The sequence below is a fragment of the Microbacterium sp. NPDC055442 genome (assembly GCF_053644215.1).
The window spans coordinates 156135-180405 of the sequence record NZ_JBSHLF010000004.1 but is presented as its reverse complement, the minus strand read 5'-3'; the positions used below and the strand labels follow the sequence as shown (position 1 = coordinate 180405).

At 69.9% G+C, this 24271-nt stretch carries 20 protein-coding genes and 1 pseudogene; 11 read left to right on the top strand and 10 right to left on the bottom strand.

Annotated features, from left to right (window positions below; translation table 11 throughout):
* The first annotated feature begins 152 nt into the window (after positions 1 to 152).
* Positions 153 to 1097 (top strand): hypothetical protein, encoded by a 945-nt coding sequence (locus ACWIBS_RS10550; RefSeq protein WP_376126618.1) that lies wholly within the window; start codon positions 153 to 155, stop codon positions 1095 to 1097.
* A 487-nt stretch (positions 1098 to 1584) separates the two neighbouring features.
* Here ACWIBS_RS10550 and ACWIBS_RS10545 read toward each other — a convergent pair whose 3' ends face one another.
* Complete coding sequence (locus ACWIBS_RS10545) at positions 1585 to 3501, bottom strand: BglG family transcription antiterminator (RefSeq protein WP_376126616.1); 1917 nt, start codon at positions 3499 to 3501, stop codon at positions 1585 to 1587.
* A 131-nt stretch (positions 3502 to 3632) separates the two neighbouring features.
* On the opposite strand from ACWIBS_RS10545, the pseudogene ACWIBS_RS10540 reads away from it, so the two are divergent.
* The 7 genes and pseudogenes from ACWIBS_RS10540 to ACWIBS_RS10510 all read left to right on the top strand — a co-directional run.
* Positions 3633 to 3815: pseudogene (locus tag ACWIBS_RS10540) on the top strand (PTS sugar transporter); the annotation flags it as partial.
* 195 nt (positions 3816 to 4010) lie between these two features.
* Positions 4011 to 4286: an HPr family phosphocarrier protein gene (locus ACWIBS_RS10535; protein WP_376126824.1), complete on the top strand. Its 276-nt coding sequence runs from the start codon at positions 4011 to 4013 to the stop codon at positions 4284 to 4286.
* A 4-nt stretch (positions 4287 to 4290) separates the two neighbouring features.
* Positions 4291 to 5964, top strand: a complete 1674-nt coding sequence (gene ptsP / locus ACWIBS_RS10530) for a phosphoenolpyruvate--protein phosphotransferase (protein ID WP_376126613.1) — start codon at positions 4291 to 4293, stop codon at positions 5962 to 5964.
* Positions 5961 to 7574, top strand: a complete 1614-nt coding sequence (locus ACWIBS_RS10525; RefSeq protein WP_376126610.1) for a PTS mannitol transporter subunit IICB — start codon at positions 5961 to 5963, stop codon at positions 7572 to 7574. Before ptsP ends, ACWIBS_RS10525 begins: the two co-directional genes overlap by 4 nt.
* A 93-nt stretch (positions 7575 to 7667) precedes the next feature.
* Positions 7668 to 8105 carry a PTS sugar transporter subunit IIA gene (locus ACWIBS_RS10520; RefSeq protein ID WP_376126608.1) on the top strand — a complete coding sequence of 146 codons (438 nt, stop codon included), beginning with the start codon at positions 7668 to 7670 and terminating at the stop codon, positions 8103 to 8105.
* Complete coding sequence (locus ACWIBS_RS10515; RefSeq protein ID WP_376126821.1) at positions 8105 to 9256, top strand: mannitol-1-phosphate 5-dehydrogenase; 1152 nt, start codon at positions 8105 to 8107, stop codon at positions 9254 to 9256. The genes ACWIBS_RS10520 and ACWIBS_RS10515 overlap by 1 nt, the downstream gene beginning before the upstream one ends.
* A 472-nt stretch (positions 9257 to 9728) precedes the next feature.
* On the top strand, positions 9729 to 10463 hold the full coding sequence (locus ACWIBS_RS10510) for a TSUP family transporter (protein ID WP_376126606.1): 735 nt from the start codon (positions 9729 to 9731) through the stop codon (positions 10461 to 10463).
* A 430-nt stretch (positions 10464 to 10893) separates the two neighbouring features.
* Here the strand turns inward: ACWIBS_RS10510 and ACWIBS_RS10505 are convergent, their stop codons facing one another.
* The 9 genes from ACWIBS_RS10505 to ACWIBS_RS10465 form a co-directional block, all read right to left on the bottom strand.
* Positions 10894 to 11679: a glucosamine-6-phosphate deaminase gene (locus ACWIBS_RS10505; RefSeq protein ID WP_376126603.1), complete on the bottom strand. Its 786-nt coding sequence runs from the start codon at positions 11677 to 11679 to the stop codon at positions 10894 to 10896.
* A 112-nt stretch (positions 11680 to 11791) separates the two neighbouring features.
* Positions 11792 to 12907, bottom strand: coding sequence for an adenosine deaminase (locus ACWIBS_RS10500; RefSeq protein WP_376126600.1), 1116 nt, complete (start codon positions 12905 to 12907; stop codon positions 11792 to 11794).
* A 56-nt stretch (positions 12908 to 12963) separates the two neighbouring features.
* Positions 12964 to 14340 (bottom strand): thymidine phosphorylase, encoded by a 1377-nt coding sequence (locus tag ACWIBS_RS10495; protein WP_376126598.1) that lies wholly within the window; start codon positions 14338 to 14340, stop codon positions 12964 to 12966.
* The gene (locus ACWIBS_RS10490) at positions 14337 to 14738 is read right to left on the bottom strand and encodes a cytidine deaminase (RefSeq protein WP_376126596.1); all 402 of its coding nucleotides are present in this window, start codon (positions 14736 to 14738) and stop codon (positions 14337 to 14339) included. The genes ACWIBS_RS10495 and ACWIBS_RS10490 overlap by 4 nt, the downstream gene beginning before the upstream one ends.
* 7 nt (positions 14739 to 14745) lie before the next feature.
* Positions 14746 to 16029: an ABC transporter permease gene (locus tag ACWIBS_RS10485; protein ID WP_376126593.1), complete on the bottom strand. Its 1284-nt coding sequence runs from the start codon at positions 16027 to 16029 to the stop codon at positions 14746 to 14748.
* On the bottom strand, positions 16026 to 17348 hold the full coding sequence (locus tag ACWIBS_RS10480; protein ID WP_376126591.1) for an ABC transporter permease: 1323 nt from the start codon (positions 17346 to 17348) through the stop codon (positions 16026 to 16028). The genes ACWIBS_RS10485 and ACWIBS_RS10480 overlap by 4 nt, the downstream gene beginning before the upstream one ends.
* Positions 17345 to 18859, bottom strand: coding sequence for an ABC transporter ATP-binding protein (locus tag ACWIBS_RS10475; protein WP_376126588.1), 1515 nt, complete (start codon positions 18857 to 18859; stop codon positions 17345 to 17347). The genes ACWIBS_RS10480 and ACWIBS_RS10475 overlap by 4 nt, the downstream gene beginning before the upstream one ends.
* Positions 18860 to 18968: 109 nt before the next feature.
* Positions 18969 to 20093 (bottom strand): BMP family lipoprotein, encoded by a 1125-nt coding sequence (locus ACWIBS_RS10470; RefSeq protein WP_376126585.1) that lies wholly within the window; start codon positions 20091 to 20093, stop codon positions 18969 to 18971.
* 128 nt (positions 20094 to 20221) lie between these two features.
* Positions 20222 to 21337 carry a mannose-1-phosphate guanylyltransferase gene (locus tag ACWIBS_RS10465; RefSeq protein WP_376126582.1) on the bottom strand — a complete coding sequence of 372 codons (1116 nt, stop codon included), beginning with the start codon at positions 21335 to 21337 and terminating at the stop codon, positions 20222 to 20224.
* A 173-nt stretch (positions 21338 to 21510) separates the two neighbouring features.
* Between ACWIBS_RS10465 and sdhC the strand changes: the two genes are divergently transcribed.
* Genes sdhC through sdhA form a run of 3 tightly spaced genes read left to right on the top strand, consistent with a single transcriptional unit; the run spans position 21511 to position 24247 of the window.
* Positions 21511 to 21936 carry a succinate dehydrogenase, cytochrome b556 subunit gene (gene sdhC, locus ACWIBS_RS10460; protein WP_376126579.1) on the top strand — a complete coding sequence of 142 codons (426 nt, stop codon included), beginning with the start codon at positions 21511 to 21513 and terminating at the stop codon, positions 21934 to 21936.
* Positions 21936 to 22391 (top strand): succinate dehydrogenase hydrophobic membrane anchor subunit, encoded by a 456-nt coding sequence (locus ACWIBS_RS10455; RefSeq protein ID WP_376126576.1) that lies wholly within the window; start codon positions 21936 to 21938, stop codon positions 22389 to 22391. Before sdhC ends, ACWIBS_RS10455 begins: the two co-directional genes overlap by 1 nt.
* A gap of 50 nt (positions 22392 to 22441) precedes the next feature.
* Entirely contained in the window at positions 22442 to 24247 is a 1806-nt protein-coding gene (gene sdhA, locus ACWIBS_RS10450; protein ID WP_376126573.1) for a succinate dehydrogenase flavoprotein subunit, read from the top strand.
* The last annotated feature ends 24 nt before the right edge of the window (positions 24248 to 24271 follow it).

Sequence of the window (24271 nt, the reverse complement as noted above, 5' to 3'; positions counted from 1 at the left end):
CGGGGTTCGGGGCGGATTCTCTCCGCGACATGCCGACGACGGCGGCGCGTCACGACCGGGATGCGCCCCAAACCGGGGAGCGCCGCCGCGGTGCGGCATCCGGTTATCCACAGGGGATCAGAGACGGACGCGAGTTCGCGCATGCTGATGCGGTGGACGAAGACATCGCACTGATGCGATCCGACGAACTCGCAGCCCAAGGATTCGGGCCCGCGCGGCGCCGAGACCTGCTGCAGGACGACATCATCATGCGCGTGCGCAGCGGGGTCTTCACTTTTACTGAGCAATGGGATGCCGCGTGGCCCGAGCAACGGATCCTGATGCGAGCCCGTGCTCTCGCGCTGACCTCGAAGCGTCCGCCCGTCTTTTCGCATGAGACGGCTGCGGCGATGCACGGTCTTCCGCTGTACTCACCGGATGCAACGCGCGTGCACGTGATCGCGCCGTCCGAGCGACCGGGTGCGGCCCGCGATGTCGTGCGCCATCGCGGTGATCTGCGCGACGACGAGATCGTCGAGGTCGGAGAGTTGCGATGTACTTCGCTGGTGCGGACCGTGGCGGACGTGGCACGCACCGCATCGTTCGAAGCCGCGGTGACCGTCACGGACGCCGCGCTGCGACTGGCGGTCGCCGAGGACCCACTCGCTGAAGCCGAGGCCCGCACGCTCATCCGCGAAACGTTCCGCCGCAGCGCGCACGGGCAATCGCGCGCCGAACGCGTTCTGCGCTTCGCTGATCCGCGCGCTCAGCGCCCCGGCGAGAGCGTCAGCCGCATTCGACTCGTCGAACTCGGATTCGCCGTTCCCGATCTGCAGGTGGCGATACCTGGACCGCACAGCGACAGCACCTACTACGTCGACTTCGGTCTCGATGATGTGAATGCCCTCGGAGAGTTCGACGGGCGGATCAAGTATGTCGATGGGCGTTTCACTCTCGGCCGGAACCCCGCCGAGGTCCTCGAAGAGGAGAAGCAACGCGAGGACTGGATCCGCGGCATCCGGCAGTGTCCCTTCGTGCGCTGGGGCTGGCCACACATCGGCTCGGCCCCGAAGCTCGGGTCGCGGCTCGCTTCGTTCGGCGTTCATCCTCCGCGCTGAGCTCGAGTCGCGGCATCCGTCGGCGCGCTGTCGGGGACAGCGCGGCGGACGCGAGCAGGCGAGGCCTCGGCTGCCCGCGCCGCCGGGCGCGCCGCCGGGCGCGGGTTTGGGGCGCATTCCCACCGCGACACGCCGGACACCCCGGCGTGTCGACACCACAACCCGCCCCAAACCCGACCGACAACGCCGCTGCCGACCGCCCCCGCACCCCCGGCCCCACCCCGCACCACCACCGGGCGCGGGTTTGGGGCGCATTCCCACCGCGACACGCCGGACGCCCCGGCGTGTCGTCACCACAACCCGCCCCAAACCCGAAGTGGCCACGCAAAGGAGCGGGCGCGGGCCCTCACAGCCCGAAGCACGCGCGGGTCACCCGCACACGACGGCGACCAGCTCGTCGAAGAAGGGCCACCCACCCACGACGGCGACCGGCTCGTCGAGGAAGGGTCACCCACCCACGACCGCGAGCAACCCGACGAACCCACCCTCACCCGTCGACGACGGCGACCAGCTCGTCGAGGAACGCGGCGAAGTCGGTGCTGCGGCGCACGATGCGCTGCACCGACTCGCGCTCGCTGAACACCTCGACGAACTGCTCGAACACCGTCTGGAACGCCTCGCGGTCGGTCTCGGAGAACGCCACGAGGGCGACGACCTGCACGCGGCCTTCGCCCCACGGGATCGACGGGTCGGCGATGCCGATCGCGATCGCCGTGCGCGTCGCGGTCATCCCCAGCGCGTGGGGTACCGCGAGTGCGTCGGTGAACGCCGTCGACGAGAGCTCCTCGCGCTGGATCGCCCGCTCGACGTAGTCGTCGTCGATGACGCCCTGGTGCACGAGCAGTGACCCCAGCCGCCGGATCACCGAGTCCGAGGACCCGCCCTCGAGCCCGTGCACGAACGCCTCGGGCGAGAAGTACCGCGACAGCTCCTCCCGCAGCCGGGCGAGCCGGCGCCCCCGCCGGATCCGCCCCGCGGCCGCCTGCACGCGCTCGACGTCGGCGCCCGTGAGGAAGGGCTGGATCCGTACGACGCGGTCCCCCAGGGCCGGCGAGTCGATCGTCGTGAGCACGAGGTCGGTGTCGATCGAGGCCCAATCCGGGTCGACGCGCGTCTCGACGCCGACGACCTCGATCGCCTGCCCCAGGGAGCGGTCCACCGACGAGCGCAGCAGTTCGTGCAGCTCGTAATAGCCGGGGCACACGATCGTCGCCGTCAGCAGCTGATCGGCACGGCGGCTGCGCTCGAGGCGCCCGCCGACGTGCATCGCGATGTAGGCGATCTCGTCGTCGAGCAGCGGGATGTCCAGGCGCTCGTGCAGCCCCGACGCGATGTAGACGGCGACCTCGAAGATCATCGGATACGTCGACTTCAGCGACCGCGTGAGCGGATTGCGCGACCACGCCTGCTCGCGCGCGCGGTGTCGCAGGTTCTGCACGTGCAGCGCGAGCCGCAGGATGAAGTCCTCGTGCGCGATGTCGACGAGGAATTCGGATGCCGCAGCCTCGACCACCGCCCGCACGGCTTCCTCGACCTCGGGCTCGAGGCGCGAGCGCGCCTCCGCACCCGGCTCACCCGCACCGGGCGCGACGACGCGCGTGAGCACGAGGGTCGCGAGGTGCTGCACGTCGCCCGCGCCGAGCGTCACGCCGAGGTGCTGTTCGGACAGCGCCGCCAGGATGTCCGCGACCTCCTGCTGCGCGGGGCGCTCCCCCACCCCGCCCTCGAGTCCGCGGTCGCGCGAGACGCGGTCGGCGGCGATCGCGATGTGCATGACGACGTCGGCGATGCCGAACTCGTTGACGAAGTAGCCCAGCGCGCCGAGCCGCGTGACGAGCTCGGTCTTGAACGGGCCGAACGCGCGCGCGCCGACGGAGCCCTCGCCGAGGGTGCGCCGCAGGGCTTCGAGGTCGAACGACCCCGCCTCCATCTCATCGTGCGCGAGCCGCGACAGCAGGCGCCGCTGCGCCATCTCGGTGCCCCGCAGTCGCGCCTGCGACGCCGAGCGCTCGAGCGTCAGCTCGGTGCCGCCGAGCAGTCCGCGCACGCGCGCGAGGTCGGCATCGAGGGTCGCGGGGCTCACGTGCAGCGCGTCGGCGGTCGCGAAGACCTCGATCCCGTCCGATGAATCCAGCAGCGCCCGCACGAGCGTGTGCAGCCGGTCGCGGGGCGCGTCGACGCCACCCGTCGCGCGCAGTGCGGTTGCGGCATCCGGTCCCGCGCGATACCCGTGCGGCCCCGATTCGACGGCGGCGCCCACGGGCACGCGCGCGTTGAGCGCCGTGACGTACGAACGGATGCTGCGCGGGGTGACCCCGAGCGCATCGGCGAGGCTCGCGGCGGTCGCCCACTCGCCGTCGCGCGCGAGCAGACCGAGCAGGCGATCCTGTCGCGCTCTGGTCACGGTGCTCCTTCGATGGGCGGTCCGCGCCCAGTCAACCACGCGCCCCGTGGCTCGTTTCCGCCCCCGCGGAAGAACGAGTGGTTGTCGCTTCCCAGCGTTTTCACAAGAATGGCGTCAGGGAGGGCGGGTCGATGAGGATCCTCGTGGTCTGCGGTGCGGGTGCGTCGAGCACCTTCGTCGCGCAACGGCTGAGGCACGCCGCACACGACCGCGGCTTCGATTTCACCGCCTTCGCGGGCACCGAGCAATCGCTGCCGATCGATCTCGACGCCGCCGACGTCGTGCTCGTGGGCCCGCACCTCGAGCACGACCTCGATCGCATCGAGATGGATGCCGCCTACCGCGGAACCACCGTCGTGCTGCTGCCGTCGGACATCTTCACCGATCTCGACGGCACACGCACGCTGCAGATCGTCCGTGCCGCGGTCGGAGACTCCGGGGGGAACGTCTCCGACCGCGGGCAGCTGCCCGCACCCATCGCACCGCACGAGAGAGAAGAGAGACAGACCATGCCATCCATCACCAGGACGGTCCGAATCGGGTCGTCGCACGGACTTCACGCTCGTCCGGCGAAGATGTTCGCGCAAGCGGCGAAGGACGCGGGGATCCCCATCACGATCGCGAAGGATGCCGGGGGCCCGGTCAACGCCGCGAGCATCCTCGGCGTCATCGCCCTGGGCATCGAACAGGGCGACTACATCACCCTCACCGCCGACGGCGACAACGCCGAATCCACCCTCGATCGGCTCGCCGAGCTGCTCGCGACCGACCACGACGCGGAGTAGGACCATGGCAGAACTTCGCGGAGTGGGAATCGGGCTGGGCGTCGCCCAGGGGATCGTCGCGCGCATGGCGGAGCCGTCACCCGCGCCGAGCGACGCCCCCAGCGAGCGCAGCACCGAAGAAGAGACGACACGCGTACGAGAAGCCGTCGCGGCCGTCGCGCGCGAGCTCGAGGCACGCGGCGCGCAGGCGGGCGGCGCGGCGCAGGACGTGCTCGAGGCGCAGGCGATGATGGCGGAGGACCCGACGCTCGAGTCCGAGATCGACGCGCGGATCGCCGACGGCAAGACGAGCGAATTCGCCGTGCACGACGCGTTCGCGTCGTTCCGCGACCAGCTCGTCGCGATGGGCGGCTACCTCGGCGAGCGTGCCGCCGACCTCGACGACGTCGCGCAGCGCGTCATCGCGCGGCTGCGCGGCGTGCCCGCGCCGGGTGTGCCCGACCCGGGGCATCCGTTCGTGCTCGTGGCGAAAGACCTCGCGCCGGCCGACACGGCCCTGCTCGACCTCGACAAGGTGCTCGCCCTCATCACGACCGAGGGCGGACCGACCTCGCACACCGCGATCCTCGCCCGCGAGAAGTCGATCGTCGCGATCGTCGGCGCCGTGGGCGCGAAGGACCTCGCCGACGGCGAGACGGTGATCGTGGATGCCGCCGCCGGCGTCGTCACGACGGATCCGACCGGCGACGAGCTCGTGCGGGCGCAGCATCGAGCTGACGCGCGTGCCGCGGCGGCATCCGCCCCCATCACCGACGGAGCCCTCGCCGACGGCACCGCGATCCCACTCCTCGCGAACCTCGGCAACCCCGAGGGCGCGGCCGAGGCCGTCGCGCTCGGCGCCGAGGGCGTGGGACTCTTCCGCACCGAGTTCCTGTTCCTGAGCTCGAACCAGGCGCCGACGGTCGGGCAGCAGCGCGAGGCGTACACGAAGCTCCTGGCGGGCTTCCCGGGCAAGAAGGTCGTCGTCCGCGTGCTCGACGCGGGCGCCGACAAGCCGCTCGCGTTCCTCAACGACGCGCACGAAGACAACCCCGCCCTCGGCCTGCGCGGCATCCGCGCGCTCCGCGCGAGCGAGGACATCCTGCGCGAGCAGCTGACCGCCCTGGCCGAAGCGGATGCCGCCACCGACGCCGACCTGTGGGTCATGGCGCCCATGATCGCGACCGTCGAGGAGACGCGGTACTTCGTCGACGTCGCCCGCGACTACGGCATCAAGACGGCGGGCGTCATGGTCGAGGTGCCGTCGTCGGCGCTGCTGGCCGACCGGGTGCTCGCCCACGCCGACTTCGCCTCGATCGGCACGAACGACCTGACGCAGTACACCCTGGCGGCCGACCGCCTGCTCGGCTCGGTCGCGGCGTTCCAGGACCCGTGGCATCCGGCTGTGCTGCGGCTCATCCGCGAGGTCGGCGACGCCGGCCGGATGACCGGCAAGCCCGTCGGGATCTGCGGCGAGGCCGCCGCCGACCCGCTGCTGGCCGTCGTGCTCGTCGGTCTCGGCGCGACATCGCTGTCGATGGCTCCGACCGCGCTCGCGGATGTGCGCGCGGCGCTGCTGCAGTACACGTCGGACGATGCCCGCGACATCGCCGAATCCGCCCTCGCCGCAAGCGACGCGGCATCCGCACGAACCGCGGCCCAGACGGCCGCGACCCGGAAGAAGGAGACACAGTCATGACAACGGCGTCGACGCCTGCAAAGGCTGCCGGGGGCGCACGCGTAGGCGTGCAGCGCTTCGGCACGTTCCTGTCCGGCATGATCATGCCGAACATCCCGGCCCTGATCGCGTGGGGCATCTTCACGATGTTCTTCATCGAGAAGGGATTCACCCCCAATGCCGACCTGGCGACGATCGTCGGGCCGTTCATCCACTACCTGCTGCCGCTGGTCATCGGCTACACGGGCGGCTACATCGTCTACAAGCAGCGCGGCGGCGTCGTCGGCATCATTGCGACGATGGGTGCGATCGCCGGCTCCGACCTGCTGATCGCCCAGATCAACGCCGACCTTCCCGCCGACAACCAGCTCGGCCAGGTGCACATGTTCATCGGCGCGATGATCATGGGGCCGCTCGCCGCCTTCACGATGCGCTGGCTGGACAGCCTGTGGGACGGCAAGATCCGCTCGGGCTTCGAGATGCTCGTCAACATGTTCTCCGCGGGCATCTGGGGCTTCGTCATGGCCATCGTCGGGTTCTACCCGATCGCGTGGATGGTCAACGGCCTCATGACGGTGCTGAGCAATGCGGTCAACTGGCTCGTCGAACTGAACCTGCTGCCGCTCACGAGCATCCTGATCGAACCGGCGAAGGTGCTGTTCCTCAACAACGCCATCAACCACGGCGTGCTCACCCCGCTCGGCATCACCGAGTCCGAAGCCGACGGCAAGTCGATCCTGTTCCTGCTCGAGGCCAATCCCGGTCCGGGACTCGGACTGCTGCTGGCCTTCGCGTTCTTCGGCCTGGGCGCGGCTCGTGCCTCGGCGCCCGGTGCGGCGATCATCCAGTTCGCCGGTGGCATCCACGAGGTGTACTTCCCGTACGCCCTGATGAAGCCGACCCTCATCCTGGCGCTCATCGCCGGCGGTGCCACGGGTGTCACGACGAACATGCTCCTCGGCGGCGGGTTGGTCTTCCCAGCCGCACCGGGCAGCATCTTCGCCGTCAGCGCGGCCGCCGTCGGTGCGGGCGTGCCGAACCTGCTCGTCGTGCTGCTGTCCGTGCTGCTGGCAGCGACGGTCACCTTCCTCGTGGCATCCGTCATCCTGCGGGCGTCGCGCAAGCGGGACCTGCTCGCCGAGGCGGACCAGTTCTCGACGGCGGTGTCCAAGACGGCGGCGAACAAGGGCAAGTCCTCCGCCGCACTCGATGCCCTGCGCGCATCGGACGGCAAGGACCCCGAGACGATCCGCGACGCGCAGGAAGCCGTGGACAAGCTCGAGACCGAGGCCGAGACGGGCGGACAGCTCGATGGCGGCGTCGTCGCGACGAAGCCGGTCACGAGCATCGTCTTCGCATGCGACGCGGGCATGGGCTCGTCGGCGATGGGCGCGAGCGTACTGCGCAACAAGATGAAGAAGGCCGGGGTCGAGGGCATCACCGTCGTCAACAAGGCGATCGCGAACCTCGACGACAGCGCCGACCTCGTCATCACGCAGAACCAGCTGACCGAGCGTGCGCGCAAGCAGGTGCCGGACGCGATGCACGTGTCGGTCGACAACTTCATGAACTCCCCCAAGTACGACGAAGTCGTGGACCTGGTGCGCGACCAGCATCAGGATGGGGAGTAACCGCTGAGACCGCTGCAGGATCGGGCCGGCGCGATGCCCCCGGTCCTGCAGCCTCGGCGCGCGGCATCCGTCAATCGAAGAAGGGCAAGCGAAATGGCACGTGACGTACTGAGCCTCGGCCAGGTCAGGATCCACACCGGCAGCGCGACGCGCGAAGAGGCGATGAAGGAAGCCGCCGACATCCTCGAGTCGGCGGGTGCCGTCACCGGCGCCTACTTCGACGCGATGCAGCAGCGCGAGCAGACGGTGTCGACCTACATGGGCAACGAGCTCGCGATCCCGCACGGCACGAACGAGACGAAGGACGAGATCCTCGATTCGGCCCTGTCGGTCGTGCGCTACGACGGTGGCGTCGACTGGGGCGGCGAGCCCGTGACGTTCGTCGTGGGCATCGCCGGCAAGGGCGACGAGCACCTCGAGATCCTGTCGCAGATCGCGATCCTGTTCTCCGAAGAGGACGACGTCGCCAAGCTCCGGGCCGCGCAGACACCCGAGGAGCTCTACGCCCTCGTGTCGGCGGCGGGCGTGTGATGAAGGCCGTCCACTTCGGAGCGGGCAACATCGGGCGCGGCTTCATCGGCCTGCTGATGCACGAGGCGGGGTACGAGCTGGTGTTCTCCGACGTCGCCGCGCCGCTCGTCGACGCGATCAACGCCGTCTCGGAGTACACCGTGCACGAGGCCGGCGACGGCGGGCGGGACACCGTCGTGACGGGGTTCCGTGCGGTCAACAGCGCGGAGCACGCCGACGAGGTCATCGAGGAGATCGCCGGTGCGAACATCGTCACGACGGCCGTCGGGCCGAACGTGCTGAAATTCGTCGCGCCGCTCGTGCTGTCCGGACTCGCGCTGCGCGATCCGTCGTCGCCGCCGCTGCAGATCATGGCGTGCGAGAACGCGATCAACGCGACCGACATCCTGCGCGACGAGATCCGCGAGCAGGCGGGCGACGCGTGGGATGCCATCTCCGGCCGCGCCGTGTTCGCCAACACGGCGGTCGACCGCATCGTCCCCGGACAGGCCGCGGGCACCGGCGTCAACGTGACGGTCGAGCCGTTCTTCGAGTGGGCGATCGAGCGTCCGCCGTTCGGTGACGCCGTGCCGGACATCCCGGGGGCGCATTTCGTCGACGACCTCACGCCGTACATCGAGCGCAAGCTGTTCACGGTCAACACCGGGCACGCCACGACGGCGTACTTCGGCGCGCAGGCCGGGGTCGAGAAGATCTCGGACGCCCTGGCCGACCCCGGGATCGCCGCGAAGGTCGAAGCGGCGCTCGAAGAGACGTCGGCGCTCCTGGTCGACAAGCACGGCCTCGATCCGGCGGTGCAGGCCCAGTACCGTGCGACGATCCTCGGGCGGTTCCGCAACCCCGCCCTGCCCGACACCGTGTGGCGCGTCGGCCGCCAGCCGCTGCGCAAGCTGTCCCGGCACGAGCGGTTCGTGGGACCGGCGGCCGAGGCCGCCGAGCGCGGTCTCGCCGTCGACGCGCTGGTCGCCGCGATGGGGGCGGCGCTCGAGTTCGACGATGCCGAAGACGCGCAGTCGGTCGATCTGCAGCGCCGGCTGCGCGAGCAGGATGCCGCGACCGTCACCGCGTCGGTCACGGGCCTCGAGCCGCAGCATCCGCTCTTCGCGCGCGTGCAGGAGGTCGTCGCGGCGCGCCAGGCCGACCTCACCTGACCCGCTCTCTCCTCGCGCGGGCCCGCACGGTCCCCCCGCGCGCGCTGTCGCGCGCCCTCCCCCGCTTCCGTTTCCCGTTTCCGTTTCCCGTTGACGTTTCCCGTTGACTTTTCCCGTTGACTTTTCCCGTTGACGTTTCCCGTTGACTTGCGCCCTCTGCGCGCGGCACGCCGCGCGCTTCGCGCACAAGGCGCAAGTCGGCGGGAAGACGCACGCCACCACCGCGCACGCCACAAGGCGCTAGCGACAACGGCGGACGCCACAGGGCGCTACCACCTCGGCGCACCCCACAGGGCGCCACTTGCGGCCTGTGCACGCGACACGCCGGGCGTTTCGCGCACAAGGCGCAAGTCGGCGGGAGGAGGGCCGAGGCACCGGCGGGAGGAGGGCCGAGGTACCGGCGGGACGACGGCCGAGGGACGGGCGCGGAGCGGCGCGAAGCGGTCACCCGCGGAACGTAGACTTCTCCGCCGTGACCTTCGTCCTCGCGTGCGCCGCGGCATTCGTCGCCGCCGTCATCCAACGCATCACGGGGCTGGGGTTCGTCCTCGTGCTCATCGGTCCCATCGTGCTCGTCTACGGCCCGGTCGAAGGCGTCACGATCGGCGTGCTGCTCGCGCTCGTGGCATCCCTCAGCGCCGTGCCGATCGTGTGGCGGCAGGTGCAGTGGCGACGCACGTGGTGGCTCATCTGGCCGGGCCTTCTCATGGCTCCGCTCGGGGCCTTCCTCGTCCTGGCGCTCCCTGAGCCGGCTCTGCTCCTGCTCATCGCGGCGATGGCGTACTTCGCCCTCATCGCGGGATGGATCCCCGCGCTGTCGGCATCGCTGCGCGGCCGCAGCGGCGCCGCCGTCGCAGGAGCCGCGGGCGGTTTCATGCACGTCGCGAGCGGGCTGTCCGGTCCCGCCCTGGCCGCCTACGCCGTCGGCGACAAATGGCCCCAGCGCAGCTTCTCGGCGAGCGTGCAGGTCGTCTTCGTCGCGTTCAGCGCTGTTTCCGTCATGCTCCGCGGCATCCCGGTCTCTCCTCTTTCCGAGGTCGGGCTGCTCGTCGTGGCGACGGTCGCCGGCATCCTGGCGGGCACCGTGCTCACGCGCTTCGTGCCGCCGCGCCCCGCGCGGATCGCGATGCTCGCGATCGCCTGGGCGGGCGCGACGGTCGTACTGGTTCGCGGGGTGCTGTCGCTCATGAGCGGGATGCCCGGCTGACAGCACCCACCCTTCCTCGCGCGACTTGCGCCCAATGCGCGACGCGCCAGGCGTGTCGCGCGCACAGGGCGCAAGTCAACAGGAGGACGGACGAGCGCGGCGAGAGCGGCGAGAGCGAGAGCGGCGAGAGCGAGAGCGGCGAGAGCGAGAGCGGCGAGAGCGAGAGCGGCGAGAGCGGCGAGAGCGAGAGCGGCGAGCGCGGCGAGCGCGGCGAGCGCGGCGAGCGCGGCGAGAGCGCGGCCTCCTCGCGCGACTTGCGCCCAATGCGCGACGCGCCAGGCGTGTCCCGCGCACAGGGCGCAAGTCAACGGGCGGACGGCGAGCGCGGCGAGAGCACGGGCGGACGGCAAGCGCGGCGAGAGCACGGGCGGACGGATAAGCGCGGGCGGACGGACGAGCCCGACGAGCCCGACGCGACGACCGAGCCCCGTCAGAGGCCCTGCCAGGCGGGCTTGTTCGCCCACGCGGAGCGGTAGTACTCGGCGAAGCGCAACCCGGCCGCGGCGGCCTCGTCGACGATGATCGTCGTGTGACCGTGCACCTGCACGGCAGAGGCGGGGTTGCTCGCCGACACGGGGCCCTCGACGGCACCGGCGACCGCCTCGGCCTTCGCCTCGCCGAACGCGAGCAGGAACAGGTGCCGCGCATCGAGGATCGTGCCGATGCCCTGCGTGATGCAATGAAGGGGCACGTCGTCGGGCGAGTCGAAGAAGCGCGCATTGTCGGCGCGCGTCGCCGCTGTCAGCGTCTTGATGCGGGTGCGGGATGCCAGCGAGCTGCCCGGCTCGTTGAAGCCGATGTGCCCCGTGCGCCCGATGCCGAGGATCTGCACGTCGACGCCCCCGGCCGCCGCGATCGCGGCGTCGTACTCGTGCCCCGCCGCCTGGGTGCTGGACGCACCGTCCCCCGGCACGACGACGAGCTCGGGAGTCAGGCCGAGCGGCCCGACGACCTCGCGCGTGATGACGGCGCGGTAGCTCTCGGGATGCCCTGGCGGCAATCCGACGTACTCGTCCAGCGCGAAACCGCGCACCCGGGTGACGTCGATGCCCTCCTCGGCGATGATCCGTGCCAGCGCCCCGTAGACGGCCAGCGGCGTGGAGCCCGTCGCGAGCCCCAGCACGGCGTCGGGCTTCGACGCGATCAGGTCCGCGATCGCGCGCGCGACGATCTCGCCCGCGTGCTGCTGCGACGGGACGATGAGTACCTCAGCCATGTCAAATCTCCATGTGAGGGCGCGCCACACGCCCGGTCGTCCTCTCGGGCCGAAGCCCGCACCATCCGCGACAGACCGCCTCGAAACCCGAAGAGCGGATGCCGCGGGCCGGTCAGCGGCTGAAGCCCTCGCCGATGATCTCGATGAGCTCCTCGCGCTCTTCGACGGCGAGGAAGGCCGCCGCGGCGGCGTTCAGCTGGAAAGCCTCGACGTCTTCGAGGGAGTACTCGAAGGTCTCTACGAGGTGCGCGAGCTCGCGCGTGAGCGACGTGCCGCTCATCGTGCGGTTGTCGACGTTGACCGTCACGGCGAAGCCGAGCTGGTAGAGCAGATCGAACGGGTGGTCCTCGAGGCTGCGGCCCCACGCCGCGCTCGCCCCCGTCTGCAGGTTCGACGACGGGGACAGTTCGAGCGGGATCTCGCGATCGCGCACCCAGCGCGCGAGGTCGCCGAAGCGCACGAACACCTCGTCGCCCTCGCTCGAGACGAGCTCGAGGTCTTCGGCGATCCGCACGCCGTGGCCGAGCCGCAGCGCCCGTCCGTCGAGCAGCGCACCGCGGATCGAGTCGAGACCTGCCGCTTCGCCCGCGTGCACCGTGACAGGGAAGAACTCCCCCGCGAGATAGTCGAACGCGGCGCGGTGGCCCGATGCCGGGTAGCCGTCTTCGGGGCCGGCCATGTCGAAGCCGACGACTCCGCGCTCGCGCCAGCGCACCGCGAGTTCGGCGGTCTCGAGCGAACGGTCGTTCTGGCGCATCGCGCTGAGCAGCTGGCCGACGCGGATGTCGTGACCGCGGCCCTCGGCGGCATCCTCACCCTCTTCGATGCCCTCCTGCACGGCAGACACGGCCTCGTCGGGCGTGAGCCCACGGGCGAGGTGCTGCTCGGGCGCCCAGCGCATCTCGCCGTACACGACGCCGTCCGAGGCGAGGTCCTCGACGAACTCCCGCGCGACGCGGGTCAGCCCTTCGCGCGTCTGCATGACCGCGGTCGTCACCTCGAACATCTTGAGGTACTCCACGAGCGAACCGGCCTCACTGCGCGCGGCGAACCACTCCGCGAGATCGCCGGCGTCGGTCTCGGGCACGTCGATCCCGTGCTCATCGGCGAGGTCGACGATCGTCGCGGCCCGGACGCCCCCGTCGAGGTGGTCGTGCAGCGACACCTTCGGCAGGCGGCGGATCGAGACGCCCTGGACGACGGCGTCGCCGTTCTGGTCGATGGGCATGGCGTGGACTCCTCGGGTCGTGCGGCGGGTTCGGTTCGGATCGGGATGCCGGTGGCTCACGCCGTGATGCGCTCGAAGACGAGCGGCGTGCGCGCGGGGGGTTCGAGCGCGATCTGCCAGGCTCCGTCGACGGCTTCGAGCGCGCGGTCGAAGCGCGACGCGTCGTGGCCCAGCAGCGTGAAGAGGGGCTGGCCGGCGGCGACCTCATCGCCGGGCTTGACGTGCAGGTCGATGCCCGCCGCGTGCAGCACGGGGTCCTCGGCGCGCGCGCGACCGGCGCCGAGCCGCCACGCGGCGATCCCGAACGGCAGCGCCTCGATGCGCGCGACGAAGCCGGCCTCGGGAGCGGTGACGGTGTGCGTCTCGTTCGGCTGCGGCAGCGCGGCATCCGGATCGCCGTCCTGTGCGCGGATCATGGCGCGCCACGTGTCCATCGCACGGCCGTCCTGCAGCGCCCGCTCGACGTCGGCGTCGGGCTGTCCGGCGAGGGCGAGCATCTCGCGCGCGAGCGCCACCGTGAGCTCGACGACATCGGCGGGACCGCCGCCGGCGAGCACCTCGACCGATTCGCGCACTTCGTTGGCGTTGCCGATCGCGAGGCCGAGGGGCGTGTTCATGTCGGTCAGCAGCGCCGTCGTCGCAACGCCCGAGTCGGTGCCGAGCGCGACCATCGTGCGGGCGAGCTCGCGCGCCCGATCGACGTCGCGCATGAACGCGCCCGAGCCGAACTTGACGTCGAGCACGAGCGAATCGGTGCCCTCGGCGATCTTCTTCGACATGATGCTCGACGCGATGAGCGGGATCGCCTCGACCGTGCCGGTGACATCGCGGAGCGCGTAGAGCTTCTTGTCGGCGGGGGCGAGACCCGACCCGGCGGCGCAGATGACGGCGCCGACGTCGGCGAGCTGCGCGAGCATCTCTTCGTTCGAGAGCGCCGCACGCCATCCCGGAATGGACTCGAGCTTGTCGAGCGTGCCGCCCGTGTGGCCGAGGCCGCGGCCGGACAGCTGCGGGACGGCGACGCCGAACGACGCCACGAGCGGAGCGAGCGGCAGCGTGATCTTGTCGCCGACACCGCCCGTCGAGTGCTTGTCGACCGTGGGCTTTCCGAGGCCCGCGAAGCTCATGCGCTCACCGGAGTCGATCATGGCGTCGGTGAGCACGCGGATCTCGTCGCGCGTCATGCCGTTGAGCAGGATCGCCATCGCGAACGACGCCATCTGCGCATCGGCGACGTAGCCGCGCGTGTACGCGTCGACCATCCAGCGCAGCGCGTCTTCGGGCACAGCGCCGCCGTCGCGCTTGGCCCGGATGACGTCGACCGCGTCGTGCGCCTCGACTGCGGGGCGCGACCCTTCGACAGGCTCAGGGACCGAGGCGGCAGGCTCAGGGACCGAGGCGACAGCCTCAGGGACCGCGGGGGTGGGGGTCATCGGGCCACCGCCTCGAGGTCGCGGGGGCCGAACGCGTCGGGCAGCACTTCGTCGATCGTGCGGATGCCGGACACCGTCTCCAGCAGCATCCCGGGAAGGGCGAATTCGTACAGCAGCTGCCGGCAGCGTCCGCACGGCATGATCGTCTCGCCCTCGCCGTTGACGCACACGAAGGCGACGAGCTGGCCGCCGCCGGACATCTGCAAGTCGCTCACGAGTCCGCACTCGGCGCACAGGCCCACGCCGTACGACGCGTTCTCGACGTTGCATCCCTGCACGATGCGGCCGTCCGACACGAGCGCCGCCGCCCCCACCTTGTAGCGGGAGTAGGGCGCGTAGGCCCGCTGCATCGCCTCGGTCGCGACGGCGCGCAGTTCGTCCCAGTCGATATCGGTCACGTGTGTCTCATCCCTTGATGTACGGTTTGCCCGCCGCGGCGGGGCCTCGGATCTGTCCCGCGAACCCGGCGACCGCGAGGATCGTCACGAGGTAGGGCAGCATGAGCATGAACTCGCTCGGGATCGGGGTCTTCAGCACGGTCAGCAGGTTCTGCAGGTTCGTCGCGAATCCGAACAGCAGCGCGGCGAGCGTCGCGCGGATCGGATCCCACCGTCCGAAGATGACGGCCGCGAGGGCGATGAAGCCCAGGCCCGCCGTCATCTCCTTGCCGAACTGCGGCACCGAGACGAGCGTGAAGTACGCGCCGCCGATGCCGGCGATCGCGCCCGCGAGCGTGAGGTTCCAGAACCGCGACGGGTTGACCTTGATGCCGACCGTGTCGGCCGCCTGCGGGTGCTCGCCGACCGCGCGCAGGCGCAGTCCCCACCGCGTGCGGTACATGGCCCACGCGACGAGGGCGACGACGACGTACATGAGGTAGACGATGAACGTCTGGTTGAACAGGACCGGTCCGATGATGGGGATCTCGCTGAGGAGCGGGATCTCGATGCGTGTGAACCGGATCGGCGTGTTGAGCGCGGCGGTGTTCGGCACGAGCAGGACGCCGTACAGGAACCCGGTCAGTCCCGTCACGAGCACGTTCAGCACGACGCCGACGATGACCTGCTCGACGAGGTACTTGATGGCGAAGGCGCCGAGCACGGCCGCGACGAGCATGCCGCCGATCATCGCGCCGATCAGGCCCACGAAGGGGTTGCCGGTCATGCTCGACAGCAGAGCCGCGCTGAACGCGCCGAGCAGCAGCTGTGCCTCGATCGCGACGTTGACGACGCCGACGCGCTCTCCGATGACGCCGCCGAGGGCGCCGAAGACGAGCGGCACCGAGAGCGACACGGCGCCGAACAGCAGCCCGGTCACGGGCACGAGCCCGCCCGCCGACGCCCAGGTCAGGAAGGCGAACACGGCGAGCACGCCGTAGGCGATGGCCAGCCACACGCTCGAGCGCCGGTAGCCGTAGGCGTCCCAGATCGACCAGAGCGTCAGCAGCACGAGCACGACGAACACGCCCCAGCACGTCGCCGCCGTCGGCACGCCCACGTTGGGCAGCGCGATCGACGAGCCCGGGTCGCCGAGGCGGAAGGTGCTCGTCCCGTCACGGGGAACGAGGAGGAACAGCAGACCGAGCAGCACCGTGACGGTCACGAGTGTGATGGCGAACTTCCGGTGCCGCACGCGCACGCTGGTGAGCTCGATCGTGCCGCCGGCGAGATCCGGCGTCGTCGCGGTCATGCCGTCACCGCCTTCTTGGCCGCCTTGGCTCTCGCCTTCGCGGCCTTTTCGGCGTCGGTCTTGGGGAGGAAGAAGATCGTGCGGATCAGCGGCGGGGCCGCGATGAACAGCACGATGAGCGACTGCACGACCAGCACGATGTCGACGGGGATGCCCTGCGAGGCCTGCATCGTGAAGCTGCCCGCCTTCAGCGCTCCGAACAGGATGCCGGCGGCGAAGACCCCCCACGCACGGCTGCGGCCGAGGAGGGCGACCGTGATGGCGTCGAAGCCGATGCCCGCGTCGATCAGACCGTCGAAGCCGCTCGTCACGGCCCCCTGGATCTGGTTCATGCCGGCAAGGCCCGCGAGACCGCCCGCGAAGAGCATCGCGTAGATGTACATGCGCTGCACCGAGATGCCCGATGCGAGCGCCGCGTGCGGGTTCTCGCCGACGGCGCGCAGGCGGAAGCCGAGCGATGACCGCTCGACGAGCCACCACACGAACGCCGTCGCGGCGATCACGATGACGAAGCCCCAGTCCAGCAGCGGGAACCGCGGCCCGAGCAGTTCGGGGAACTGGGCCGTGACCGGCGTCGGGTCCGAGATCGGCTGATCTCCGGCCGCGCGCTGCAGCACGCCCGGCGTGCGGACCATCCACGTCACGAGATAGAACGCGACGTAGTTGAGCATGATCGTGAGGATGACCTCGTGCGCGCCCGTCTTGGCCTTCAGGATGCCGACGATGCCACCCCAGATCGCGCCACCGGCGATACCCGCCGCGAGCGTCAGCGGGATGTGCACGGCCGCCGGCAGGTCGAGGTGGAAGGTCAGCAGCGCCGCCGTCGCCGCACCGATGAGGATCTGACCGCGGCCGCCGATGTTGAACAGGCCGACCCGGAACGCCAGGGCGACCCCGAGCCCCGCCGCGATGAGCGGCGCGGCGAACCCGAGGGTGTTCGTGAGCGGCCGGATCGCGGTCAGGAAGTCGTCGGCGCGCGCGTTGTAGATCGATCCGCGGAAGAGCGCCTCGTACCCGCCGTACACGGAGTTCCACACCGCGGCGAGCATGTCACCGGGGCGGGCGAAGAAGTAGCCGGCCGTGGCCTGCACCTCGCGGTTCGTGACCGCCATGAGGATGCCGCCGACGATCATCGCGACGACGATCGCGAGGATCGTGGTGACGGCGCTGCCGCGCAGCAGCTCTTTGATGAAGACGTTCTGCCTCGGCGGCGGCTCGATCTCGGGGGTTCCCGTGAGAGGACCGGATGCCGCGGGCAACTGCTCCGCCGGCATCCCCTTGAGCTGCTCGGGGCCCGATCCCGGGGTCTGACCGGTCATGCCGCCACCCCCTCGGGCATCTCGCCCGCCATCATGAGCCCCAGCACGTCGCGCGGTGTGTCACCGGGCACGATGCCGATGATGCGCCCGCGGTACATCACCGCGATGCGGTCGGCGAGGGCTGCGACCTCGTCGAGCTCGGTCGAGACGACGACGACCGGGATCCCGGCATCCCTCGTCTCGACGATGCGCCGGTGGATGAACTCGATCGAGCCGACGTCGACGCCGCGCGTGGGCTGTGCCGCGATCAGCAGCGACAGCTCGCGGCTCATCTCGCGCGCGATGACGACCTTCTGCTGGTTGCCGCCCGAGAGCGTTCCGGCGGGAGTGTGGGTGCCCTGGGTGCGGATGTCGTACTCGGTGATGCGCGCGCGGGCGAAGTCGTCGAGCACCCCCCGGCGGATCGTGCCTGCCGAGACGAACTCGGGATCGCTCGACCGGTCGAGGATGAGGTTCTCGGCGACCGAGAACGTGCCGACGAGGCCGTCTTCCGTGCGATCCTCGGGCACGAAGCCCACACCCTGATCCAGGATGCCGCGCACGCTCTTGCCCGCCAGTTCCGTGCCGTTCAGGGTGATCGAACCGGTCACGCCGGGAGCCAGGCCCACGAGGGCCTCGATCAGCTCGGTCTGGCCGTTGCCCTGCACACCGGCGATCGCGAGGATCTCGCCGGGCCGCGCGTGGAAGCTCACATCGTCGACGACGACGGTGCCGTCTGGCGTCACGACCCGCAGATCCCGCACGTTCAGGCCGCCGTCGCCGATCCGGGGCGGATCCTTCTGGACCGTGAGCTCGACGGCGCGGCCGACCATGAGCGAGGCGAGCTCGGCGTTGGTCGCCGTCGGCGACGCTTCGCCGACGACCTTGCCGAGGCGGATGACGGTGATGCGATCCGCGACGGCGCGCACTTCGCGCAGCTTGTGGGTGATGAACACGATCGACGTGCCCTCGTCGCGCAGCTGCCGCATGATCGCCATGAGCTCGTCGGTCTCCTGCGGCGTGAGCACGGCCGTGGGCTCGTCGAACACGAGTACGCGCGCGTCGCGCGAGAGAGCTTTGATGAGCTCGACACGCTGCTGGACGCCGACCGGCAGGTCGCCCACGAGCGCATCGGGATCGACGTCGAACCCGAAACGCGCGGCGACGTCGCGCACGTGCTGACGAGCCTTGTTCAGATCGAGCGCGCCGACCCTGTTGGTGTTCTCGTGTCCGAGCATGACGTTCTCGGCGACGGTGAAGACGGGGATGAGCATGAAGTGCTGGTGGACCATGCCGATGCCGGCCGCCATCGCGTCGCCCGGTCCCCGGAAGTGCTGCACGACGTCATCGAGCAGGATCTCGCCCTCGTCGGCCTGATAGAGGCCGTACAGCACGTTCATCAGGGTGGACTTGCCGGCCCCGTTCTCACCGAGGAGCGCGTGGATCTCGCCGGGCTCGACCACGAGATCGATGTGGTCGTTCGCGACGAGGCTGCCGAACCGCTTGGTGATGCCGCGGAGTTCGAGCTTCATACTGTGCACCTTATCTAGTCGTCCCGCCGGCCTGGAAGAAGCGCCCGGAAAGAACAGCGGCCGGGTGGACGAAGCATCCACCCGGCCGCTGTGCGGTACTGGCGTGCGCTCAGCCGCCGATGGGCGACGCGGGCGAGGTCACCTCGAGCTCACCCGAGATGATCTGCTCGCGCAGCGCGTCGAGCTCGTCGAGCAGGCCGTCGGGCAGCTGCGACTCGAACGAGCCGAAGCCGGACAGGCCCACGCCCTCGTTCTCGAGCGTTCCCACGTAGGGGGTGGCGTCGAAGTCGCCGGCTGCCGCCTGGATCGTGGCGTCGTACACCGACTGGTCGATGCGCTTGAGGATCGACACGAGCACCATGTCGGCGACGCTCGGGTCGGCGACCGCGAGGTCGGAGTCGACACCGAGCATGACGACGTCGCCGCCGCCGTCGCTGATGGCCGCTGCCGCGCTCTGATAGACGGGGCCGCCGACCGGCAGGATCACATCGACGCCCTGGTCGAGGATGCCCTGAGCGGTCTGCTTCGCGCCGTCGTTCGCGGCGAAGCCGCCCGTGAACGCGCCGTCCTGCGCTGCGACGTCCCACCCGAAGGTCGCGACATCGACGCTCTTGTCCTCGTTGTACTTCTCGACGCCGTCGACGAAGCCGTCCATGAAGATCGTGACGGGCGGGATCGGGATGCCGCCGAACGTGCCGACCTTGTCGACGCCCGCGGCGTTCGACCACGCCGCTGCGGCGTAGCCGCCGAGGTACGCGGCCTGGACCGTGTCGAACAGGAGGGGCTTGATGTTGGGGGCGTCGGTCGTGCCGTCGCCGTCCGCGTCGGCCCAGTCGTCGATGATGGCGTACTCGAGGTCGGGGTTCGCCGTCGCCGAGGCGATCGTGTCGGCCGACAGCTTGAAGCCCACGGACACGATGAAGGTGCAGCCTTCCGCGACGAGGTTCTCGAGGTTCGGGGCGTAGTCGTTGGCGGAGTTGGACTCGACCTCGATCGCCTCGACGCCGAGTTCGGCCGCGGCGCGGTCCATGCCCTCCTTGGCCGACTGGTTGAACGACTTGTCGTTCCAGCCGCCTTCGTCGGAGATGAGGCAGGGCGTGAAGCCCTCGGTGGCCTCGGGGGCTTCCGTGCCGTCTCCCCCGGCTTCGGGCGCGGCGCCGCAACCGGCGAGGACGAGGGCGATGCCGGCTGCTGCAGCGAGGCCGCCCAGCTTCTTGGTGCGTGAGATGGTCAACTCAGCCTCCACATCCTTAGCCCCGCGTCTCTCGCGGGGACGGTAAAGATTACCCACGCCGACAGCGCCCTCGTACACCCCACGAGACGGTTGACGCCGAAAGGTTATGAAGACGCAACCCGGCGAGGTCAGAGGACGTCGCCGCGGCCGGTCAGTTTCAGGGCGTCGACGACACCCTTGACGCGCTGCGCGTGCTCGGTCGTGGTGACCAGGAGCGCGTCTTCGGTGTCGACGATGACGATGTCCTTCACTCCGATCACGCTGATGACACGGGGCGTCTGGCTCACGACGATTCCGCTCGAGGTGTCCGACAGGATCCGCGCGTTCTCGCCGAGGATCGCGAGGTTGTCTTTGCGCCCGCCCGAGTTGAGCTTGGACAGGCTCGCGAAGTCGCCCACGTCATCCCAGTCGAAATGGCCGGGGATGACGGCGAGCCGCCCCTTGGCGGCGGCGGGCTCGGCGACGGCGTAGTCGATCGCGATCTTCTCGAGGGTCGGCCACACGCGGTCGACGACGGGGCCGCGCGCATCGCGGTCGTCCCACGCCTCGGCGAGTTCGAGAAGTCCCGCGTGCAGGGCCGGGCGGTTCGCCTCGATCTCGGCCAGCAGGACATCGGCGCGCGTGATGAACATGCCCGCGTTCCACAGGTACGAGCGCTCGGCGAAGTACTGCTTGGCCGTCTCGAGATCGGGCTTCTCGACGAAGCTGTCCACGAGTGCAGCCTCGGGCGCGCCGTCGATGATGAGCCCGTCGCCCTTCTTTATATAGCCGAAGCCCACCGACGGCTCGCTGGGCTGGATGCCGATCGTCGCGATGTATCCCTCGCGTGCCGTCGCGACCGCCTGGCGCACCGCCCAGTCGAACAGGTGCGGCACTCGGATGACGTGATCGGCGGCGAACGATCCGATCAGCACATCGGGCTCACGGCGGGCCAGCACGGCGGCGGCCAGCCCGATCGCGGCGGTGGAATCGCGCGGCTCGGATTCGAGGAAGACGTTTCGATCCGGGATGCCGGGAAGGTCGGCCTCGACGGCCGCGCGGTGCGCGCGTCCTGTCACGACCGCGATCCGGTCGGCGCCGGCGATCGGCTCGAGCCGGTCCCACGTCGCCCGCAGCAGCGAGTGCCCCGCGCCGGTGAGGTCGTGCAGGAACTTCGGCGCCTCGGCACGAGACAGCGGCCACAGCCTGCTGCCGATGCCGCCGGCGGGGATCACGGCGTAGAAGTCGGCGATGGGCTCCGTCATGCGCTCCAGGCTATCCGGGTCGCGGGCTAAGGGTGTCCTACGTCGCCACCTCCTCTCGAGCGGCAATAGGATGGTCGGAGCGCCCGCGTGACGCCGGTGATCCGTTCGGCAGCGAAGGATCATCCGGGGCATCGATTCCGCCCCCACTCGAGATCGATCCAGGGAGGACGGCCGTGTCGGCACCAGCCCGCGAGACACCGTCGATATCAGAGACGACTTCTCGCGTCCCACGGGGGACGCTCTACCGAGGCAACGAGGGCATGTGGTCCTGGGTGCTTCACCGCATCACCGGCATCGCACTGTTCTTCTTCCTGCTCGTGCACGTGCTCGACACCGCGCTCATCCGCGTGTCGCCCGACGCGTACGACGCCGTCATCGGCACCTATAAGAACCCGGTCATGGCACTCGGCGAGGTCGCCCTCGTCGGCGCCGTCGCCTATCACGCCTACAACGGCCTGCGCATCATCCTCGTCGACTTCTGGTCGTGGGCGACGCGCCACCAGCGTCAGCTGTGGTGGGGCGTCCTCGGGCTCTGGCTCGTCACGATGCTCGGCTTCACACCGCGACACCTCATGCTCGCGTTCGGAGGGGGGCACTGATGACCACCGCAATCGCCGACCCTCGCGCACCGCGCGCCGCCGTCCGCCGCAAGGGGCCGAACCTCGAGAAGGCCGGCTGGATCTACATGCGCGTCTCGGGCGTGCTGCTCGTCGTCCTGATCTTCGGGCACCTGTTCGTCAACCTCATGCTCGGCGAGGGCATCCACGGGCTCGACTTCGCGTTCATCGCGGGCAAGTTCGCCACGCCGTTCTGGCAGTGGTGGGATGTCCTGATGCTGTGGCTCGCGCTCATCCACGGCGCGAACGGCATGCGCACGATCGTCAACGACTACGTGACCCATCAGACGACCCGTCGCGTGCTCGTGTGGGCGCTGTGGCTGTCGGCGGGATTCCTCATCGTCCTCGGCACGCTCGTCGTGTTCACGTTCGACCCGTGCATCCCCAACCTGAGCGACGGAAGCGTGCTCGCAGAGTTCTGCAGCACCCAGCCCTGAGCCGGCTGCACCCGTTCTCCACGCATCCAGACAGCAGAGGCATCCATCACGTGAGTACCCAGACCACTGACAGCTACGTCAAGGACGGCGTCCACTACCACGAGTTCGACATCGTGATCGTGGGCGCGGGCGGCGCCGGCATGCGCGCCGCCATCGAAGCGGGCCCGGGTGCCCGCACGGCGGTCATCACGAAGCTGTACCCGACGCGTTCGCACACCGGCGCGGCGCAGGGCGGCATGGCCGCGGCGCTCGCGAACGTCGAAGAGGACTCGTGGGAGTGGCACACATTCGACACCGTCAAGGGCGGCGACTACCTCGTCGACCAGGACGCCGCCGAGATCCTCGCGAAAGAGGCCATCGACGCCGTCATCGACCTCGAGAACATGGGCCTGCCGTTCAACCGCACCCCCGAGGGCAAGATCGACCAGCGCCGATTCGGCGGTCACACGGCCGACCACGGTAAGACCCCCGTGCGCCGCGCGTGCTACGCCGCCGACCGCACGGGCCACATGATCCTGCAGACGCTCTTCCAGAACTGCGTCAGGCTCGGCATCAACTTCTTCAACGAGTTCTACGTCCTCGACCTGATCACGGTGAAGGATGCCGCCGGCGCGACGCAGATCGCCGGTGTCGTAGCATACGACCTCGCTACGGGTGAACTGCACGTCTTCCACACGAAGGCGGTCATCTTCGCGACGGGCGGCTTCGGCAAGATCTTCAAGACGACCTCCAACGCCCACACCCTCACGGGCGACGGCGTCGGGATCGTCTGGCGCAAGGGCCTCCCGCTGGAGGACATGGAGTTCTTCCAGTTCCACCCGACGGGCCTGGCCGGTCTCGGCATCCTGCTCACCGAGGGCGCGCGCGGCGAGGGCGCGATCCTGCGCAACGCGTCGGGCGAGCGGTTCATGGAGCGCTACGCCCCGACCATCAAGGACCTGGCCCCCCGCGACATCGTCAGCCGCTGCATGGTGCAAGAGGTCGCCGAAGGCCGCGGGGCAGGACCCGAGAAGGATTACGTGCTGCTGGACTGCACGCACCTGGGCGCCGAGGTCCTCGAGACGAAGCTTCCCGACATCACCGAGTTCGCCCGCACCTACCTCGGCGTCGATCCCGTCGTCGAGCCCGTGCCCGTCATGCCGACGGCGCACTACGCGATGGGCGGCATCCCGACGAACGTCGATGCCGAGGTGCTCAGCGACAACACGACGGTCGTCCCCGGCCTCTATGCCGCGGGCGAGTGCGCGTGCGTCTCGGTGCACGGCTCCAACCGTCTCGGGACGAACTCGCTGCTCGACATCAACGTCTTCGGCAAGCGCGCCGGCCGCAACGCCGTCGAGTACGTCAAGTCCGCTGAATTCGTGCCGATGCCCGAGGACCCGGCGAAGGAGGTCCGCGAGATGATCGAGGGCCTGCGCAACAACCCCGGAACCGAGCGCATCGCGGTGCTCCGCCGCACGCTGCAGGAGGAGATGGACCGCAAGGCCCAGGTCTTCCGCACCGAGGAGTCCCTCACCGAGGTTCTCGGCACGATCGAGGAGCTGCGCGAGCGCTACCGGAACATCCACGTCGACGACAAGGGCAAGCGGTTCAACACCGACCTGCTCGAGGCCGTCGAGCTCGGCTTCCTCCTCGACATCGCCGAGGTCGTCGTCGTGACCGCGCGCAACCGCAAGGAGAGCCGCGGCGGACACATGCGCGACGACTACCCGAAGCGCGACGACGAGAACTACATGCAGCACACGATGTCGTACCTGACGGGCGACCCGCACTCGTCGAACGCCGACGACCACATCACGTTGGATTGGAAGCCGGTCGTGATCACCCGGTACCAGCCGATGGAGAGGAAGTACTGACGTGACCAGCGCCACTGACGTCAT